This is a genomic window from Nocardia sp. BMG51109, assembly GCF_000526215.1.
GTDB lineage: Bacteria > Actinomycetota > Actinomycetes > Mycobacteriales > Mycobacteriaceae > Nocardia.
In genome coordinates, this window is the sequence record NZ_JAFQ01000004.1 from 6,932,862 (window position 1) to 6,951,764 (window position 18,903).

Here is an 18,903-nt window from a genome sequence, read left to right on the forward strand (position 1 = left end):
GCGCCACGATGACTCCGGTCCGGCCGTTCAGCCGACGATGTCGGCGAGCCTGGTGACCTCGTCGAGGTCGTCGGTGGCGGGGACGAAGATGATCTCGTCGATGCCGAGGTCGGTGTAATCGGCGATGACCTGCTCGATCATGGTCGTGGTGCTGCATAGCAGGACGTTGCCGACGATGGTCGCGGGAGCCAGCCGGTAGAAGTCGTGGATGTTCGCCTGTCCGGTCTCGGTGTCGCCCAGTGCGAAGTAGGCGAGCACGACGAGTTTCGGGGATCCCTGGCGGTCTGCCTGCTGCCAGGCTCGTTTCGCGGCGTCGAAGCTGGGTGCTGTCATGGCCGGCGGTAGCGAGCCGCCGAGGTAGCCCTCTCCCCAGCGCACCATGCGGTCGAGTGTGGGCGCGGAGTATCCGCCGAACAGCAGGGGGACCTGCCGGGTTCCCGACGGCACGGCCGGGTTCGGTCCGTTGCCGACCGGGTTGCCGTCCCACACGTCGCGGTAGGTTTCCAGGTCGGACTCCAACCGCGTACCGCGACCAGCGAGTCCGAGCCCGGGCACGGTGAATTCGTCCTCGCGTGATCCGACCCCGATGCCGAGGGTGAGGCGACCGCCGGAGATGCCGTCGATGCCCGCGATTTCCTTGGCCAGCAAGGCACTTGGCCATGCCGGGGCCAGTAGGACCGCGCTGAGCAAGCCGATCGTGGTGGTTGCCCCCGCTGCGGCCGCGAGTGCGACGGTGTCGCTCACCCCCGGGTACGCGTAGCGCCCGGTCGTGGCAAGTGTGGAGAACCCGGCTTCCTCGGCCCGCGCCGCCCAGCGCGGGATGATCGACGGGGTGAGGTTGCGTACCTGGTTCGGAAGTCCGATGCCGATTCGCACTAGCGATTCCTTTCTGCGGCTGGGTAATTCGTGGGTCACAGCGGATCCGGCACGGAACGGAAGAACTCCCGGATGTCGGTAGTGAGCTGCTGCGGTGCTTGTAATGCGGGGAAGTGCCCGCCGCGGTCGTAGTCCCGCCAGCGCGTGACCGCGTGGGACAGCCGGAGTGGGCGGGGTGCGGAGGGTGTTCGGTTCTTCTGGCTCGGAGCGCACTTCGTTGACTGCTCGAACGCTACGAGCTCAGATAGTTTGAGTCAAGATGATTGGAGATGAACTTATCCGAACTTGGCCTAGTTCGTCGAACGGGATAGCATCCTCGGAATGGAGACTTCACAACCGCCCGATGCCCCGGAGCGCGGTCAGGTCTCCGACACGAGCACCCGCCCGAACGATCTCGCCTTCCTGCTGCACGCGGCGAACGCGCGCATGGCAGACCATCTCGACCGCGCCGCGACCGAAATCGGGTTGAAGGACATGCGGGACTGGCTCGTGCTCGCCGCACTCGCCGACGGCGAGCAGGCGAACCAGCTCGCACTGAGCCGCATCGTGTGCGTCGACAAGTCGACGCTGATCAGCGTGCTAGACCGTCTCGAGCGGCGGCAACTCGTCACCCGCACTGTCGCCCCGGCGGACCGGCGCGTGCGGATCCCCCGCATCACGGCCACGGGTAAGCGCGTCCACGCCAGGTTCGCCGTGGCCCGCGACGCCGCCGAGGCCCGCGCATTCGATGGGGTACCGGATTCGCAACGCAAGCTTGTGCTGAGCATTCTGGCGCGGGTTGCCGAGAGCGACGGGCTGAGGTCCAGCTGAATTGACCACGAGCGTGGTTGACAGCGCGCATGTGGGCCCGACGTCCGTTCGTGGCAGCGATTCCCCCATTTGCTACGCGCGTCGAAATCATCGATGTTCGGCGGCGCCGACTCACCAGCTCGGAAAGCAAATCTTGTTGTGCGACTGACCACCCGGCAGGTCGATCGCGGAAATTGACCCGTGCTCGGGGGAGGCAATGAGTGCGTCTTTTCGGCGGTCTCATGTAGTGGCGCAGTATCGCGAGTTCCTCCTCAGCCAACATTGACCAGGCGGTCGACCCGCCCCGGATTCGGTGCGCGTCAGCGTAATTCGCGCGTACTCCGACGACCGTACATCCCGTATCCATGGGCGAGCCTGGCGCAGGGAGCCGTGGGCGCGTGTCACTTTGGGTGTGTCGGTCCGGTCTGGTGGGTTCCGGTGAGCAGGGTTTCGGCGTGTTTTCGGAACGCGGTGACCAGGCGGCTGCGGTCGCCTGCGCGCGAGGCGAGCACGACCTGGCTGGGTTCGACTCCCTCCAAAGGGACGGTCGTGAGGCTGGGATGCAGGCCGGTCGCGTAGTCGAGGAGCGGTCCGATGGCCACGGCCTGCCCGGCGGCGATGAGTTCGTGTTTGTCCTCGAGGGCTTCGACCATGGGGCCGTCGGGTGCGGGCTGCCCGTCAGGCCGGGGATCGAGCCGCCAATAGGCGTTCGATATCGGGTCGGATTGTCGTACGTGGGGGATCGGCTCGTCGGCGATGTCGTCGAGCGTGACCGACTCCTTGCCGGCCAGACGATGGTCCAGTGGCACGACCAATACTCGCGGCTCGTCATAGAGGACGGTGACTCGTAGCTGATCGGTGGGAAACGGCAGGCGCGTGACCACCGCGTCGACGCGGTGCTCCAGCAGCGCCGCGCGCGAGTCGTTCCAGGCGAGCAGGCGGGTGTGGACCTCGGCATCGGGATTATCGTCACGCAGCGCACGCACTGCGGGGGTGATGATCAGCCCCTTGCTGTACCCGATGTGAGTTCGCTGTGCGCTCGTGGCGCCCGGACTCTGCATTTCGCAGGGGCCGGGCGCCATTGTCGCTGGTGATGAAAACGATCCGACCCGAGTATTCGTTCGAGACCTCCTCAGACGGCAGACCATCCGGCCCGGTAGTTGGCCATGAATCGACGCTGTCGAAGAACTTCTGGTCGGTCTTCCAGCACCATTGCTGGCATACCTTGACCGCGTCCAGGGCCGAGCGGTTCGGCCGGTAGCCGTAAGAATCCGGATGGAAGATCGGTTCGACCTTCGCCTCCAGCCTGCGTGCCACCACCGTTTGCGCGACTCTGTCCGAAATCGTCGGCACCCCAAGCGTTCTCACACCACCGCCATGCGGCGTCGGTATCTCCACTGCCATCACCGGAGGCGGGAAGTAATTACCCGAGGACATCCGATTCCAGATCTTGTACAGGTTGCCCTTCAGATCGGTTTCGAACTCTTCGAGGGTCACCCCGCTCGCTCCCGGCGCGCCCCGATTGGCTTTGGCCTGCCGATACGCCTCCCATACTTCCCACTTCGAAATCTCGAACCGTTTACTTGACGGCTTCAGCGCGTCCACGCGACTCCTCCCGAAACATGTTGTCCCGGTTGATCGGACGATGACCCGGCCCCTTCGCTCCACCTTCACCGCGCCCAGCAGAGGCTTCACCGCTACTACGAACCGGTCCGCCGGCGAACCCTGCAAGGGTACTCACTGCCTCGCGGTTCAGCCGCTCGGCAGGTTCCCTGTCGCCCTCCGTGAACACGCGAAAAGCGGTGTCGGGGAACGCCTTCCCACGTTCCGCGCAGAAGCAGCAGACCGGACTCACGTCGCCTACACGCCGGGCACCACCCGACCTGTCAGCGGTTCTCCTGCCAGGGCCTTATCCCTGGGCGTTCCTACTGCGGCTCGGTTTCGATGCCACCTATTGAGCTACGACACGTCGACAGCGATCCCCGAAAACGAGGACTGCGCACCGTCTTTTCGATCCCCACCTGACGCATACCCTGCGCCTTTTCCACATCGCTCACCACGACGGTCTTCAGCCAACGCAGCATGTGGTGGTTTGAAGCCTCTCACCGCAGGGCGACTCCGAAGGGCCAAACCTTCATCTCCTGCACAGCACCATATCAAGAAGCTCGACCTATACGAACTCCTCTCTGTGTTCGTGGTACACGTAGGGTCTCAGAACTCGTGTCGGAATCTCAGAATGAGTGTCGGTGACGTGGCGGATCCGTCATAGTTTTGAGATCCGGCTCCCGTTGCGGGCTGATTGGTGGACGATCGTCGCCAGTTAGCTTCCGCGGCAGGAGGTTTCGAGTTGGCGGGCATGGGCGTGCCGGGCTCTCGGCGATTGGTCGGTGTAGATGCTGTCGACCCGAGCGAATACTGAACCCGCCGGGCGTGGTAGTATTTGTCGAACTCGTGCGTGCCGCCGTCGGCGATAGCGCTTCCGCTGCTTGGGGTTTCGATGATGAGTCGATTCTTGTGCGTCGGATGCTGGGCAAGTTCCAAATGTCCTCGAATTCCGGATTCTCACTATCCGGAACCCGCATTGCCAAGCCCAGTTGTCCGCAACTTTGCTAGACTTGCTTTGCGACGTGATCAATGAATTGGAGGGATAATGGCAGCGATCAGCGAGGGAACGGCGACCGGAAATCTCACCATCGACAAGAAGGCATGGCTCCTCGGTGGCGCCCACGAAGACACACCGTTTTTGCGGGTTTCAGGTACCGTCCAAGGCTTTGGAGGAAGTCAAGGCTACCTAGAGGTCAGCGGGTACAGCATGTTCAATCAAGCGCACGCGGAAGTACCTTGCAGTGAAAACAACGCCACACCAAAAGAATTTGATTATCTGTCCATTCCCTTTGACGGAAAAGTTTACCGGTGGTCGATAATTCTCGATGTCGGCGACGGTAGCTGGCAGGTCGCAGAGACTCACGGCGAAGACTGGGTGACGACCATCCAGGCGTCTTTTCGTGACGCCGAGGAGGAGATAGAAGTGACCGAGGCCGAGTGCGTCGTCCAGATGGAACGCGATCAGTCCGTGAAGTCGAAAAACGATATCTCAAGAAATACCTGTAACTGCGAACTGTTCCCAGTGTAACCGAATGCGCGTGGGGCTAGTGTTCCGCGCCTGAAATCCGTTCGACGACGTCCAGTCCGAGCATTCTTGGCCGACGCCATCTGTCACCTGTCGTCCAGCTAGGCGGCAGATGAACCTGCACCATCGACGCGGGAAATGCACGATAATGCCGCCTTCCGGTCGTTCGGGTCGGGTCTGTCAGCCAGCGAACAGCGGGAGAACCGGTTCTACTTCTGCGCTCTCGACCGTGGTCCCACGACTGGCAACGCGGTGGTCCCTTGACGCCGGCAATCGACAGGTCATCACTTGTGGTCGGGTTCTCACTTTCAAATCGCTGGGAACCGTGGACCCGCCGAACCACCCCGAGCCGGAACGACCGCAGCGGTTGCGGGAACGCTGGTGTCGGGGACTGTCCGCCCTTGTATTCACAGTCCGGTTGCTGCAGTGGGTGGACCCGGGATTCCGATGGAGCAAAGTCGCCCGGGTGGCCCCGAGGGCATCATCTCGGGCTGGGCGAGGCTCGGCACTGTTCGCCAGCTCATCGGTCGTGACGCCGATCAGCGATGCCACCACTGGGTCGGTGAGGATACGGGGAGCAGCTCGGCTGAAGGGGTCGGGGTACTGATGCGGGCGGCGTCGTGCCGGGGGTGGTGGCTGCGGCCGCCGGGTGGCGGCCGCAGCGGGCGTGGTGTCCCGGAGGAGGGGTTTCAGGAGGACAGCGCTCGGTTGTCGACCAGTTTCTTGAAGTCGGAACCGCTGTCGATCAGGCCCCATTTGAGTAGCCAGCGGTAGGTCTGGTCGAACTGTTCCGGGGCGTAGGGCTGCGGATCGGCGAAGCGCAGGCGCCACGGGCTGATGTCGGTCTCGTCGAGAGTTCCGAGTTCCTCGGGCACTTCTTCGGTGAAGTAGTGCAGGTAGGGGCGGACATCGGTGTTGATGTCGGCGACCGCTCGCCGGACCGCGCGATCGATCGCGGCGTAGATCGCGGGATCGACTTTCTCGTCGGCTATTTCGGCTCCGGTGTAGAAGGCCTCGGCGACCAGTCGATACCCTTGTTTGAGCGCCAGGCTGATGTAGGGCTCCATCAGCGCCACCGCGTCGACGGTACTGTCCCGCAGGGCTTTGAAGCGGTCGGCGGGGCCGCCGACGTGGACCACCTTGAGCTCGTCGGGTTCGATGAAACCTTCCAGGGTCTGGATCGCAAGATAGTGCGAGCCGTGATGGAAGTTGACGGCAACCTGCTTGTTGCGCAGGCTCTGTGGGTGGTAGACGTCCGAATCGGCGCGGACGAATATCGCCTGGCTGGCGATAGCGGCGCGCTGGGTGATGATCCGGCCGCCCCGGCCGGAGTCCTGTGCGCGCCGGACCTGGCCCCATTCGCATGCCCGGTACAGCGAGACCTCGCCGTCCTCGAATCCGCGCGACAATCCGCCGAAGGAACTGACGAGGTGATGATCCTCGATCGGCTTCAGGCTGGCGTTGTACGCACCGGGCGCGACGAGCTCCAGATCGACGCCCTCGTCGATGAAGTAGTCCTTCTCGAGTCCGACGAGGTAGGGCAGTGTGAAGATGGCTCCGGTGCGGATGCTGGTTATCTTCGGCAGTGCGGCGGTGCTGTCGTTGCTCATGACAATATTCCTTTCGGGGTGTTCGGCTCGGTACCGACGGTGTCGATTTCGGTTCGGGCGGGGAAACATCGGTGCGCGCCTATCAGGCACACGACGGCCACGACGGCTGTCGCCGCGTACGCGATACGCATTCCCGAGGTGAAGTCGTCCGCGGTGACCGGTTCCGGTGCGGCCAGGGCACCGGCGACGGACACCACGACAGCGCCGAGTGCGGCGGTGCCGAGATTCATCCCGATCTGCCGGGATGTGCTGGTGATCGCGCTTGCCGCCCCCGCGCGTTCGTTCGGAAGCGCGGCGACCGCGGACGACGTGGACGGCGGGTTCGCCATTCCCATGCCGATGCCCAGCAGCCCGAATGCGATGAGTACCAGCACGATCGGCGCGGACACCGATGTCACGACGGCCAGCGTCGCCATCGCCGAGACGAGGAACAGATAGGCGATCAGAATCGGGCGCCGCGCGCCCTGCCGGCCCAGCAGCCGGCCGGATACCTTGGCGGCGACCAGTGTTCCGAGGGTCAGCGGCAGCGCCATCAAACCCGCTTGCCAGGGCGTGAATCCTCGAACCTGCTGCAGGTACAGGGTATTCACGAAGTTCATTCCGGTCAGGCAGAAGTAGGACAAGCCCGCTGTCATGACGGCACCGCGCAGCGCGGGGCTCCTGAACACGGTGAGGTCCAGGACGGGGTCGGCGGCCCTGCGTTCCACCGTCGCCGTCACCCACATCGCGATCGCGGCCGCGCCCAGCGCGGTCAGGGTCGGCACCGATGTCCATCCGTCCCGTGCCCCACCCGACAGGCCGAACGTCAGGAACAGAAGTACCGCGGCGATGGACAGATGGCCCGCCACGTCGATCCGGCGGGAGACGCGCGGCCACGGCGACTCGGCAACCCAGTGCAGACTGATCAGCACGAACGCGGCGAACGGCAGGCAGAGCAGGAATACGCTCCGCCAGCCGACGGACGCCACGAGGGCGCCGCCGAGCACGGGGCCCAGCGCGGTGGACACGCCTGCGGCAGCGCTCCATGACCCCAGCGCACGGCCGCGCGACACCGGATCGCGAAATGTGCCGGTGAGCAACGAAATCGACGCCGGCGTCATCAGGGAACCGCCGATCCCCTGAAGCACACGCCAGAGCAGTAGTTCGCTGTATCCGGTCGAGAGAAAGCACAGCAGCGATGCGGTGCCGAACACGGCGACGCCGAGACGAAACACCGTGCGCGGACCGTACCGATCGGCGAGCGAGCCCGCGAGGAACAACGTGCTTCCCCGCGCGAGCGCGTTCGCCACGACCACCCACTGCAGCCCCGCGACGTCCAAACCCAGATCGCGCTGCAACGCCGGCAAGGCGACGACCAGAGCGGAGGTGTCGAGGGAGGACAGAAACAGACTCGAGCAACAGGCGACGAGCGCGACCTGCGGGTGCCGGACGGGTGCGGAGGTCATGACGGGTCAGACCAGTGCCTCGTAGACCGGTGTCTGCGCCCGCGACTTCAGCAGGCCGATATCCAGGGCCACCTGAATCTGTTTGTCCATATTGGTGAACACGGACTCATCCCACGCCGACGGGTATATGCCCGCGAGGCGTTGCGGAAGGAGTTCGATCGCGGCTTCTTCGTTGGCCGGTATGCCGAATGCCTCGGCATGCTTGCTCAGCAGCGTGGGATCCGCGGTGATCAACGAGTTGGCCTCGGTGCGCAGGGCGACGAACGCGGCGGCCGTGTCGCGGTTGTCCGCCAGCCAGGAACGCCGGAATGCCGCGCCGTTGAGGAACAACGGGCTGGCGTCACCGGTCCCCTTCTGCCACAGGTCCGACACGGTGGCGATCTGCCGGCTTCCCTGTGCGACCAGCCTCGTCGCGTTGGGTTCGATGGCGATGATCGCGTCGAGGTTGCCGCGCTCGTACAGTGCCAGGTTGGCGACCGGCTGCCCCGGGAAGATCTGGAACTGTCGTTCGAAGTCGATTCCGTTGACCGCCAGCGCGAGTGCCGCCGCCTTGTAGGTGTCGGAGCTCGCCGGCTGCACGCCGACTCGCTTGCCGCGCAGGTCCTCGACGCTGTCGATATCGCTGTCCTCGGGCACCAGCCACCGGCCGTGGTTCCACAGTTGCGGTCCCGCGATCACGATGTCGTGGCCTGCGTTGTTGGCCTCGGTGGCGCCGAGCGGACCGAAGGCGAACGTGTCGAGCAGGCCGGTGAGCAGGTTCTCCTGCCCGGTCCCGACTCCGCCGCCGCTGTCTCGAACGAGCTTCAGGCCGTGTGCGATGTCGAGCCCGGCCTCGGAGGTCACGGAGTCGACGACCGACCCGGCGGTGCCGGGCTGTACTACGCCGATCTTTATGCGGCGCAACGGGTTACCGTTCGCATCGAGGGTCGGGCCGGAGTCCGCCGCCCCGCACGCGGCCAGCAAGGCGCCGAGGCCGAGACCGCCGATCAACGCACTACCTGCGCGCAGCGCCTGCCTGCGGCTGACAGCAGGCCCGAGTACTGCTTCGCGGGTGAAGATGTGGCCACGGGACGTAGGCACGGGTGACTCCCATTCTCGATCGATATCCGGAGTGTCAGCCGATGTGCGCGATGATGTCGCGGTGGAGCTCGAACAACGTCGCGTCTTCGGTGGAACGCGGCCGGGGCATGTCGACCGGAATGTCGCGCACTATCCGGGCCGGACGATCGGCCAGCACCAGGACCCGGTCGGAGAGGAAGGCGGCTTCCAACGCGTTGTGCGTCACCATAAGTCCGGTGACCGAACGCTCGGTGAGCAAGGTCTGCAGCAGCAGGCGGAGCTTACGGCCGGTGAGTTCGTCCAGGGCGCTGAACGGTTCGTCGAACAGCACGATGTCCGGATTCACCGAGAACGCGCGCGCGACCGCGACCCGTTGACGCTGGCCGCCGGACAGTACGGACGGATACGCGTCGGCGTATTCCGTCAGACCGACCGCTTCGAGCAGCTCGGGCACCGCGGACGTATCCTGCCCCGCGGATTTGGCGGCGATCTCCACGTTCTTGGTGACACTGAGCCAATCCAGCAGCCGAGGTTGCTGGAAGACCACGCCCGTGCGGACCGGTCGTTCCAGGGCGCCCACGCGCAGGGTGCCGGCGTCGGGCACCTCGAGTCCGGCGACGAGATGCAGCAGCGTCGTCTTCCCGGTACCGGAGGATCCGACGAGCGAAACCAGCTCTCCCGGAGCGACTTTCAGGGAGAAGTCATGGAAGATCGTCTGGACGGTGCCGTCGTTCTTGGCGACGAACGACTTCGATACCCGATCGAGTTCGATGAGCGTGCTCATACCGCGGACTCCTTGCGCCAGCGCGAGACTCGACGTTCCAATGTCTGGAGAACGCCGTACTCGATGGCGGTCATCACGACGGCGAACGCCACGGTCCAGGCCAAGACGCCGGCCACGTTGTAGTTGGAGAACTCGAGGTTCAGCTGGTACCCGACTCCGCTTGCGAGACCGAAGATCTCGACGAGGACGATCACCTTCCACGACATCGCTATGCCCAGGCGTGCGCCGGTGAACAGCGAGGGTGCGAGTGCGGGCAACCAGATACGCGAGAAACGGGTCCAGGCGCTGAAACGGTAGACGTGGGCCATCTCGTGCAACTGCGGGTCGACACCGCGCACCCCCTGGATGATGTTGACGATCAAGCCGGGCGCGGCGGCCAGTGCGACGGCAAGAATCGGATTGATCATGCTGATCCCGAACCAGATGACACACAGCAGCGCTTTGACCAGCCCCGGTGTCGCCAACCCGAGCAGGACGGCCGGTTCGAAAAAGCGGTGTACGTAGACGTTTCGGCCCATGCCGATGCCCAGGACCACCGCCACGACGAAGGCCACCGCAAAACCCAGGAGCACGCGGGTCAGCGTGACCTCGAGGTTGGCCCACAGCGAACCGCTCTGTGCGAGCGCGCGCAGCGCGTCGGCGACGGCACCGAGGGGCGGGACCAGCGGGCTGTCCATTCGTGCTGCCATCACGTTCCACCCGACGGCAAGGATGACGATCAGTGCTGCCGGTGGAAGTGTCACCGCCAGAACGTGTTTCGTGCGTGAGCGGCTGGCGGTGCGTGGTGCGGGTGGGAGCCGGTCCTGCGTTCCGGCCGTGGGCTCGGCGCTCAGAGCGGTCATGCGTGTCCAGTCCTTCGGTCGCCGAGTCCGCAGGGGAACCGGCAGGGTATCGATGGGGAAGGGCGGGGAGATGTCCCCGTGATCACCGTTGTTCAGCTACAGGGCCGACGACGGGCGAGGTCCGTCAGACCGGCTTCGGCGCGGTCGCCGCAATCAGCAGTTCCAGACCCTCGCTCGCCGCGACGATCGCCTCGATCTGATCCGGCGGGAGTGCCGCGACCTTGTCGAGCACCACCTGGGTCAGTTCGCGCCGGCTGCGAAAGAACAGCCTCCGGCCCGACTCCGTGACCTCGATCAGGTTCACCCGCGCGTCCGATTCCGCCGTGCGGCGCGCGATACTGCCCGCCTCCTCGAGTTTGCGGACGGTTCGTGACACGCTCGCGGGATCCACACCTTCGTGCGCGGCCAAGTCGCTCATCGACAGCGGCCCGTATTTGACGATCGCGGCCAACGCGCTCCGGGCGGACGGATTGATGCCCGCGCGATCGATCAGCCGAAGTTGCCGCGCGGCCTGGATGAGCGCGACCTGCATCCGCTCGAGTTCGGTCAGCAGCCGCTCGCCCGATCGGGTGGTCGCGGGAACAGCCATGAGCGCGGTCTCCCCTTCGAGGGTCTACGGGTGCGAGGTACCGAGCGGCGGCAGGCATCGCGTAGTACCTCCTTCCAGCGGAAACGAGCTTGCGGGCGAATGTCTTTGCGTCGCTGAAGGTTAACAACGGTCAAGCAAATCGTTCGCTGGATCGCAGCGCGCACCGCAACACTGCCGGGGAAACACCGGTATCGCGACCACAACCATCAACGCTGGTCACAGAGCAGATCCCGGCCACAGCCGACCCAACCGCCGCGCTTTCGAATCTCGATGATCCGAAGAACCGTGCCCTCGATTACCCTCGATGTGAGGTCCCCGTGAGGCCGGTCCGATCCGGCGATGCCGAAGCATGATTTTGTCAGTGTGTGGTGCCGCCGAAGTTGTGGTCGGAGGGTGGATTTCGGGCCCCGGTCCGGCGATCCTGTTGCAAGAATCGTCCTGTGAGTGACACCCGGTGAACACGATTGTCGACAAACGGTCGACACCGAGCTTGCGCCCAAGCAAGCGCTTGAGCAGTGGGGGCTGACGGCAATCACCGCGCCGCCGCGGCGGCTGCTCGGCACCGAAACGATAGTCATGCAAAGCCTCGTACAACGCGTTTGGCCGGTTTCGGTATCCGTGTGCACAGGCGTGGAGCATGGGAAGCCGGTGGCGTCCGGTTTCAGACGTGGAGAACGGCGGGGGCCAGGCGTTCGATGAGGTCGACGGTGGCGGGCAGATCGGGGGCGACGGGGTTGATCAGGATGTGGTCGGCTCCTGCGGTGAGGTGTTTGCGCAGGCGGGTGGCGATGGCCGATTCGTCGCCGTAGGCGATGATGGCGTCGATGACCGTGGTGACCTGTTCGGCGGTGTAGCCGAGCCGGATCAGGTTGCGGCCGTAGGGTGAACCGGCGGCGCGCCTACGCCGAGGGCGTCGCGGCCAGAGCATCTCATGCTCTGCAGCCGGTGCCGTGCGGCGCACCGCGTCTGGCGCCGCGGCGCGCGTACCAGAGCCACGCGACGACGATTCCCGGCGCCGAGCAGCAAGAAAGAGGCAGCGGTCCCGCCCACGTATCGGACTGCCATTCCCGGCGCGCCCCCTGCGGGTGCGCCCCACGCATGGCTGCATGCGCGGGCTGCCGGCAACTCGGGGATCGTGGCCGCCTCTGATTCAGGCCCCGGCTGGCTGGGTGTAGTCGAAATACCAGCCGTACCCCTTGTTGTCGAAGTTTCCTTCGCGGCACTCACTCACCGCTTTCAGCGGCCACGCGTGGTCGTGACCCTGCTGGCACAATTCGCGGCTCGGGTACGGTCCCTCGTGCACCAACTCGCCCGGGTAGGCCGCCGCCGTGACGGGCATTGCCAGGCCTATTGCAACAGTGAGGATTGCCGGCGCCGTAACGCGAAGGACAGCGGTCGTGCGGGCATTCGTGTTCGACATCTGTGATGATCCTTTCGGGTTGTGTCGGACGGGCTCTGTGATCGGCTGAACGATCCGGTGACAGAGACGCAAATCGGTCCGCTTTCGGTTCGCCTGGCAATACCCGACGCGGGGAGGTTCTGCTGCGGCGGTGTTCATCGTGTGCTCGCGTCGGCGACGACTCTGGCGCTGTGACGGATGAGCATGACGGGGTCGCCTATCAGGGGGTCCATCGTGACCAGCAGATCGTCGCCAAGGACGGAGACTGTGGTGGTCGAACCGTTCTGGACACTCGGTACGCGGCGTGGTGTCCAGGTGATTCCGTCCGCGGACAGCCATAGTGCCGGGCCGGTGTGTGTGCGGTCCGACCATGATCCGGTAGCGGCGAATCCGCCGGGAACCGCGACGGGTGCCCCGATGGTTCGGCCTGGTTCCGCGCGCGCGACCTCGGTCCAGTCGGTCCCGTTATCCGAACGCAGCATGACATTTCGTCCCTCGGTTCGTGCGTTGACAACAACGCTTGCTCCCGAGACCGCGCAGCCGCCGATGCTCCCGTCGCCCTCGGCGAGCGCACCGAGGTGGACACGGTGCCACCCTGTGGGCTGCGACCGCCACACGGCAGGCTGGTATCTGCTGCTGTTGGAGACTTCTGCCCAGCCGACGCCCAGGGATGTCCCGTCCGGCAATGCGCAGACGTCGGTGAGGCTGGTTCGTAGCGGTCCGCCACCGAACTCGCCGACTTCTCGGACCCAGTCCTGGCCGTTGCTTGATGTCCACACCGCAGCGTGCTCCGAGGATTCCAGATCCGTACTCGCACGATACGTGCCGACGGCGGTCCAGATCGAGCCGGTCTTGCGCACAGAGTTGATCGCTGTCGACCCGGTCGTATCGAATCCCTGAATCGTCTGCCAGGGCGCGTCGGGGTTCGGCCGATACCAGCCTCGGGCTATGTTCCGATCCGCGGCGAACTCGATTCCGACGGTGACCGTGGCACCGCCCTCGGCCGACACCACCTTCGTGTTCACCAGGCCTGCGGCGTCCGGAGGATCCCAGTTGCGTTGCTCGAGCCGGTTTCCTGTCATGTGGACGAGTCGGCCTTCGGCCGAACTGATGTAGCCCCAGTCCGCGCGGGGGGTGAACACCCGTCGCTGAGTGAACAGCAGAGCCTGCTGCGATGCCAGCGGGGCGGTCGTGTCGAAGACATCATCGTGCGTGCTCAGGGTCTGCCCGTCGGTCCACGTGCTCCCTGTCGAACGCCCGAAGCGGGCTTCTCCCGAGCTGAGGACGGCCGTGACCGTGTCGTCGTTCACCGCAATCGCGGCGCCGCCGACCCCGAGGCCGGAGTTGACCGTGGTTTCGCCGAGGTAGCTCCACCCGCGGTCGGGACCGCGGCGGAACACGGCGCTACCCGGCGCGGTCTGGCCCGCGGCGATGACGGCCACCACGCCATCACGCACGGTCGGCACGTCGAGCCACGTGGACAGCGAACCGTCGGTACGGAAACGACTGTCCGACGGAGGCGCCGGCACCGGCTCCAGCCGCCACGCGGAGCCCTCATGTGAAGCCCAGGCGGCCGGTATCAGCGGTGCGGCCGGGGAGGTGTCGCGACGGACCGCGCCGGTGGCGACATATTCGCTGCCGGTCCAGACCGCGCCACCGACATAACCGCCCCGATCGGCAATCGTTGCCGGGGCGCTCCAGGTCTTCCCGCTGTCGATCGACCGGTAGCTCACCGTCGCCGCAGACGCCCCTTCGGGTCCGGGCGAGGCCACCAGAACCAGCGAGTTCCCTTCTCCCAGAATTCTTTTCACGTTGAGCACATCGTCGTCTCCGGGCCGCGGTAACTCGATAAGGGACGCGTTGGCGCCGTCGTGGTCCAGCCGGAGTGCTCGGGCCGCGCCGCGACTGTCCGTACCGGCCAGGACGATTGTCTTTCCCGCCACATAGGCGTCGGTGATCCGATATTGCTCGGCGAAGTCGTCGAGGAGCGGTACTTCCGTCCAATGTCTGCGGTCCGCGGATGTCCAGAGCCTGCTGGCCAATACTCCGCCCGACCACACGACACCGGCGAGGGCTACCAGTTCGCGCCCTCCCCGCAACACGCCGGTGAACGAGCCGGTGAAGTCCGGCGCCACCGGTGTCCGTATCCAGGTGCCGGCGTCGTCGGACAGCCACACGGTCGGCGCAGCACCCGAACCCGGTTGTGCCACACTGCCTCCGGTGATCCACGGCAGCCCCGCCTCGCCCGCGATGATCACGTCCGCGTCGACCACGGGTTGACTGCGCCGCATCCATTGCGGAACCTGCACCTGCTCAACGTCCAGTTGCGGAACAGGATTCGCTTCGCGGGTCGGTTGCGGCCCTGCGCACGAGACCGGTAGCAGGACGGCGGTCAGCAGGAGAAGCGCGCCGACAACGCTCCTGATTCGTCGATTCATCTGGGTCTCGTAATCCGTGTCATCCGCCCTCACGAGGCGTCTACTCGAAACTCGGGTGACGCGCATTGAACCCAGACGGCGTCATCGAACCCGAATCGCAAAGCGCCTTGATCGACCAGAACCCTGGCCGGAAGCTCGAAAGAAGTGCTGATATCCGCCACGGGCTTTTGCGGGTCGTAGTCGAGTGCGGAGCGGATCCGTGTCAGGGCATCGTCTATCGACGCTTGTCGCTGATCCGCACCACGCCGAATCGCGTCGATTTCGGCCGCACAGTCGTCTCCGGCGAGACTGCCGTACTCGGTTGTCGCCCAGATGCCCAGCGGGAAGGTACCCGCATGCCGCGTAGTCGGCTTCATCAGCCCGCCGTACAGCGACATCGCCTGGTTGAGAACGACCCGTTCGAGAAATTCTCCCGCTCGTTCCACGAGGAGACCGACTCGGTCGGCGTATTCGCTGCGGCCGAGGAGGCTCTGCTGTAGTGGCAGCATCGCCTCGTGAAACGAGCGGGCCGCGGCACCCGACCAGGTCTCTCCGATCCATCGGGTGGTTCCTGCCAGATTCTCGCCGGCCACATAGTCATTGGTGCCCAGCCGGCGAATGGCGATCCCGACAGTACGTAGAATCTCCCAGTCGGCACGTAGTGGATCGAGGTAGTCGGCGACCGGCCGCAGTCCTACCGATTGGCTCAATGCGTCTTCCATTGCGCCGATCACCTCGGCGCACTCGGAGATCAGTTTGCGTAGTTCGAACGACTCGGGCTGCTCCGACTGCAAAGAAGGAAGCTGGATATCCGAATAACGTTGTGAGCCGATACTCTGTGGAACAGGATCCGGTGCCGCGGAGGCGAATCTCGAATCGTAGCCGACGGCGCTCAGCATAGCCGCATTGCCTTCCTCGTGTCCGTCATAAGATCGCGCTGCACGACCCGAGGAAGTGCCGATATATCGAATCGAGTCACTGTTCACTCGAATATCTGCGAAATACTGTGACGCGAATGCATCCAATGCCGCCTCCACTGTGGACAGCAGATCCCCACGATAAGCGTCCTGGAGTGTCACGGCGTGTGCGAGCCGGTTCGCGTTCACAGTCAGATTGCCTGCGGCATCGGCGAGATCGAGTTCCAAACCATGGAGCTTGTCCAGGTCGGTCGAGAAAGAAGTCATCCGAGCTCCTGAAAGTTGGGCTTTTAGATCAGCACATTCCGCACGGACCATGGATCCCCGAGGAGGTGCCTGGTATCTCCGATTGTCTTGAACCTTCTCGCCATGCCGTACTCCTCGAGTTCCAGCAGGCCGCGGGTATATGTCTTGTTCTTCCCCGGCGCGTCATTCGGGTCGTCGTAATCGTGATACTTGTACACATCGTGGATGAACACACAGAAAGTTATCCTGGCCTCGAGTTGGGGCCCGCCCTCATGTTTCTTGATGATGACCTCTGCGCCGACACCGAGGGAGTAGTCACCCAGTGACGTAGCCACGTCGGCGGCTATCGGATCCGACGGCCATTCGGCAGTGGGCGCCTTTTCGACTACTTTCCAGTCCTTCATTCGCACCGAATGAACCGTGTTCAGATTTCTCGGATCCTGAGCCAGGACACGCACAGTCCCGATGATCTCCTCGAGACAGTCATGGATTGCGTTCCGTGCCTTGTCGACCGACAGCACCTCGTCGACCTCGCGTGCTTTCAGCGATACGACAAGTCCTCTTTCCCGATTATTCAGGTAGATTGAAAAAAGGCGTAACGAAATAGTCGATCCAGCTAGCGCAAAATGCTGTAGAGCTGCGGCCGCTCGCCCCATGTAGGCCGATGCCTTCCAGAAATCCCAGCCTGTCGCCCTGCGTGTGCCGAATACGTTGTCAAGGTCGATGTGTTCATGCTCCGGTGGTTCGAATGACAACTTCGCTCCCTGCTAGAAAGCCGAAGCGCTAATCGAGTACGACGTATATCCGAGATCCGAATAGTACTGCCCCGGCTCCACGGTGATACCGCTTCCCATGCAGTCCTCGCTGTTCCAGAACCGCTGTCGTTCGCTGCTGCGGTTCCATACCGACCTCGCGCCTCTGAATATGTGCAGGCACACCGCCGGTACGGGTGCGTCGGCGTGTTCGGTACCGGAGTAGTCGGTGTCTTCGTACCAGCACAACGCGCGGTCCGGGCATTCGATCGGGGGAATAACCGCGTGAGCGGAGTCGGTCGACAGTGTTGTCGCCCAGACCGCGGCGACGGCCGCGGCAACGGCGATTCGCGCCGGCCTTCCTTTTCGGCCACTTGCCCCTGCTGTTCTCATGGTTCGCTGCTCCTGGTCGCGTCGCGTTGTCGGGTGTCGACACCCACAGTGGAGCGGTTTGTGACTGCGGGGTTCGCGGGCGAACCGTCCACGACAGTTTTCGCGTCTCTGTTCCCGGGAGGTCGCTCGGATCGCCTGCATAGCGCTGTCGGGCCGCCGCCCCGTAGGTTCCATGGCAACCCCCGTGCCGATGGTCACCCGCGCGGCACGGCAGCCGAGTCACATCAGGAGGGATCCCCACGTGAGTACCGCCGCGCAGGATCCGCTCGACCAATGGTTGGGCAGGCCGATCACCGAAGTACCTGCCGGACTGCGGCATGCCGTATTCGAGTACGCCGTCGGAGTCGGCCTCGCCGAAGCCACCACCTACGCGGCGCAGAAGGCTCGGTTTGCGCTCGGCGATGCCGATCCCGATATGCGCGACAGTTTCGAAGATGTCGCACAGGACGTCATCGTGGCGCTGACCTTGCCGTTGCCGCGCCAGCGTGTCCGGCATTGGCGGGCGGTGCTGTTGCAGCGGGTGCGGTGGCGAGTGCGGGATCTGCGACGAGATCGACTGGCAGCCAAGAGAACTCCAGGACAACGAGTCGACTTCGACATCGCGGTCGCCCATCTCGACAACACCGCGGCCACGGACGACCGGGAGCGGTTCATTCTCCGTGAGGAGCTGGTCTGTGCCCTCGACACGGTGCCCGACCCGGAAACCCGGGCGGTATTGAAGGCCACGTTCGTGATCCCGACTCACGAGGCCGGTTACGACGTCCGCACCATCGGCGAGGTCGCCGCCCTGCTGGGGATGAGCCAATCCAAGGTCCGACGCCTGCGCGCGCAAGGGACACCAGTACTGCGACAGCTCCTCGCCCCAGGAACGGGATCGAATGCGAAGGGAATCGAATCATGACTTCAGACGATCGCGATCCACGCGACGCCCGGGCGCCGCTGGACCTCGACGACCTGCTGGCGGCGCTCGACACCGGCGATGCCGAACCGTACGACGCCGAGAGCGTGGCGGCAGGGCAGCGGATCGCCGACCGGCTCACCCGGCAGTGGGCACGCGCCGGAGCGGATTCGGCCCTGGCGACCGTCACACCGATCGGCCCACGCCGGGCGGCGGTGCTGGCGGTGCCCGGATGGACCGAACAGGTGCGGGCGGCGGCATCCAGCATGGCCGGGCCTGTGCAGCGGGTTGTCGATCAGGAACTCGGGATCGAGTTCGTCAGGTCCGCGACGGGCGGGCACGAAACCTCGATTGCTGTCACGGCGTTCGGTGATCTGGTATCCGCGGGGGATGTGGTGCGCGTGCAGATCGGCAGCGGGACCGGCCGCACCGAGTTGCTGGTCGTGCTGTACGCCGACGAGAACGGTGACCTCGTCGGGCAGATCATCACCCCGGCCGTCACGATGTCCGACGATCTCGAAATCGCTGTCACCGCGGTGTCGGCGCTGTCGGACGACCACACGCGCGCCGTCACCGAGGCGGTGCGGACCTCACCGACCCCGGGCCGCAACGCCTGGCGCCGCATCGCCAAACACCTCCCGGCCGATCACCCCGTACGGTCCGCGATCATCGACGGACTGCACTGACGTGCGACACCCGCTCGGGCGGCTCCTCATATCGAGGTCGCAGTGTCGCCCTCGTGTGAAACGAGATGGGA

The 18,903-nt window shown here is 64.8% G+C and carries 19 protein-coding genes; 4 read left to right on the plus strand and 15 right to left on the minus strand.

All coding sequences use genetic code 11. The annotated features are described in order from the left end of the window. Positions 1-27: 27 nt before the first annotated feature. The gene (locus tag D892_RS0132725; RefSeq protein ID WP_024805291.1) at positions 28-876 is read right to left on the minus strand and encodes an LLM class flavin-dependent oxidoreductase; all 849 of its coding nucleotides are present in this window, start codon (positions 874-876) and stop codon (positions 28-30) included. A gap of 321 nt (positions 877-1,197) precedes the next feature. On the opposite strand from D892_RS0132725, the gene D892_RS0132730 reads away from it, so the two are divergent. Next, positions 1,198-1,686 (plus strand): MarR family winged helix-turn-helix transcriptional regulator, encoded by a 489-nt coding sequence (locus D892_RS0132730; RefSeq protein WP_024805292.1) that lies wholly within the window; start codon positions 1,198-1,200, stop codon positions 1,684-1,686. 380 nt (positions 1,687-2,066) lie between these two features. Here the strand turns inward: D892_RS0132730 and D892_RS0132735 are convergent, their stop codons facing one another. Together D892_RS0132735 and D892_RS42675 are read right to left on the minus strand one after the other, a co-directional pair. Then, positions 2,067-2,651: a LysR family substrate-binding domain-containing protein gene (locus tag D892_RS0132735; RefSeq protein ID WP_198037218.1), complete on the minus strand. Its 585-nt coding sequence runs from the start codon at positions 2,649-2,651 to the stop codon at positions 2,067-2,069. Next, the gene (locus D892_RS42675) at positions 2,635-3,270 is read right to left on the minus strand and encodes a reverse transcriptase domain-containing protein (RefSeq protein ID WP_198037041.1); all 636 of its coding nucleotides are present in this window, start codon (positions 3,268-3,270) and stop codon (positions 2,635-2,637) included. The genes D892_RS0132735 and D892_RS42675 overlap by 17 nt, the downstream gene beginning before the upstream one ends. Positions 3,271-4,315: 1,045 nt before the next feature. Here D892_RS42675 and D892_RS47220 point away from each other — a divergent pair. After that, the gene (locus D892_RS47220) at positions 4,316-4,798 is read left to right on the plus strand and encodes a hypothetical protein (RefSeq protein ID WP_156959779.1); all 483 of its coding nucleotides are present in this window, start codon (positions 4,316-4,318) and stop codon (positions 4,796-4,798) included. 686 nt (positions 4,799-5,484) lie between these two features. Here the strand turns inward: D892_RS47220 and D892_RS0132740 are convergent. The 12 genes from D892_RS0132740 to D892_RS49830 all read right to left on the minus strand — a co-directional run bounded on the left by D892_RS0132740 (position 5,485) and on the right by D892_RS49830 (position 17,422). Next, a complete protein-coding gene (locus D892_RS0132740; protein ID WP_024805294.1) occupies positions 5,485-6,405 on the minus strand; it encodes an ABC transporter substrate-binding protein in 921 nt (306 codons plus the stop codon). Then, positions 6,402-7,850: an MFS transporter gene (locus tag D892_RS0132745; protein ID WP_024805295.1), complete on the minus strand. Its 1,449-nt coding sequence runs from the start codon at positions 7,848-7,850 to the stop codon at positions 6,402-6,404. The genes D892_RS0132740 and D892_RS0132745 overlap by 4 nt, the downstream gene beginning before the upstream one ends. Positions 7,851-7,856: 6 nt before the next feature. Then, on the minus strand, positions 7,857-8,930 hold the full coding sequence (locus D892_RS0132750) for an ABC transporter substrate-binding protein (RefSeq protein ID WP_198037042.1): 1,074 nt from the start codon (positions 8,928-8,930) through the stop codon (positions 7,857-7,859). Positions 8,931-8,964: 34 nt separating this feature from the next. Continuing rightward, entirely contained in the window at positions 8,965-9,693 is a 729-nt protein-coding gene (locus tag D892_RS0132755; RefSeq protein WP_024805297.1) for an ABC transporter ATP-binding protein, read from the minus strand. Beyond that, positions 9,690-10,535, minus strand: a complete 846-nt coding sequence (locus D892_RS0132760) for an ABC transporter permease (RefSeq protein WP_024805298.1) — start codon at positions 10,533-10,535, stop codon at positions 9,690-9,692. The genes D892_RS0132755 and D892_RS0132760 overlap by 4 nt, the downstream gene beginning before the upstream one ends. 124 nt (positions 10,536-10,659) lie before the next feature. Further along, positions 10,660-11,124 carry a MarR family winged helix-turn-helix transcriptional regulator gene (locus tag D892_RS0132765; RefSeq protein ID WP_024805299.1) on the minus strand — a complete coding sequence of 155 codons (465 nt, stop codon included), beginning with the start codon at positions 11,122-11,124 and terminating at the stop codon, positions 10,660-10,662. A gap of 661 nt (positions 11,125-11,785) precedes the next feature. Continuing rightward, positions 11,786-12,052 (minus strand): hypothetical protein, encoded by a 267-nt coding sequence (locus tag D892_RS0132770; RefSeq protein ID WP_024805300.1) that lies wholly within the window; start codon positions 12,050-12,052, stop codon positions 11,786-11,788. 222 nt (positions 12,053-12,274) lie between these two features. After that, complete coding sequence (locus D892_RS0132775; RefSeq protein ID WP_156959780.1) at positions 12,275-12,544, minus strand: hypothetical protein; 270 nt, start codon at positions 12,542-12,544, stop codon at positions 12,275-12,277. Between the two features lie 134 nt (positions 12,545-12,678). Next, positions 12,679-14,832, minus strand: coding sequence for a hypothetical protein (locus D892_RS0132780; RefSeq protein WP_156959781.1), 2,154 nt, complete (start codon positions 14,830-14,832; stop codon positions 12,679-12,681). Between the two features lie 158 nt (positions 14,833-14,990). Further along, positions 14,991-16,124 carry a hypothetical protein gene (locus tag D892_RS0132785; protein WP_156959782.1) on the minus strand — a complete coding sequence of 378 codons (1,134 nt, stop codon included), beginning with the start codon at positions 16,122-16,124 and terminating at the stop codon, positions 14,991-14,993. 23 nt (positions 16,125-16,147) lie between these two features. After that, the gene (locus D892_RS0132790; protein WP_156959783.1) at positions 16,148-16,858 is read right to left on the minus strand and encodes a hypothetical protein; all 711 of its coding nucleotides are present in this window, start codon (positions 16,856-16,858) and stop codon (positions 16,148-16,150) included. Between the two features lie 12 nt (positions 16,859-16,870). After that, positions 16,871-17,422 (minus strand): peptidase inhibitor family I36 protein, encoded by a 552-nt coding sequence (locus D892_RS49830; RefSeq protein WP_084161317.1) that lies wholly within the window; start codon positions 17,420-17,422, stop codon positions 16,871-16,873. A gap of 67 nt (positions 17,423-17,489) precedes the next feature. On the opposite strand from D892_RS49830, the gene D892_RS0132800 reads away from it, so the two are divergent. Together D892_RS0132800 and D892_RS0132805 are read left to right on the plus strand one after the other, a co-directional pair. Continuing rightward, positions 17,490-18,149, plus strand: a complete 660-nt coding sequence (locus tag D892_RS0132800) for a sigma-70 family RNA polymerase sigma factor (RefSeq protein WP_024805306.1) — start codon at positions 17,490-17,492, stop codon at positions 18,147-18,149. Continuing rightward, positions 18,146-18,832 (plus strand): hypothetical protein, encoded by a 687-nt coding sequence (locus D892_RS0132805; RefSeq protein WP_024805307.1) that lies wholly within the window; start codon positions 18,146-18,148, stop codon positions 18,830-18,832. Before D892_RS0132800 ends, D892_RS0132805 begins: the two co-directional genes overlap by 4 nt. Positions 18,833-18,903 lie beyond the last annotated feature (71 nt).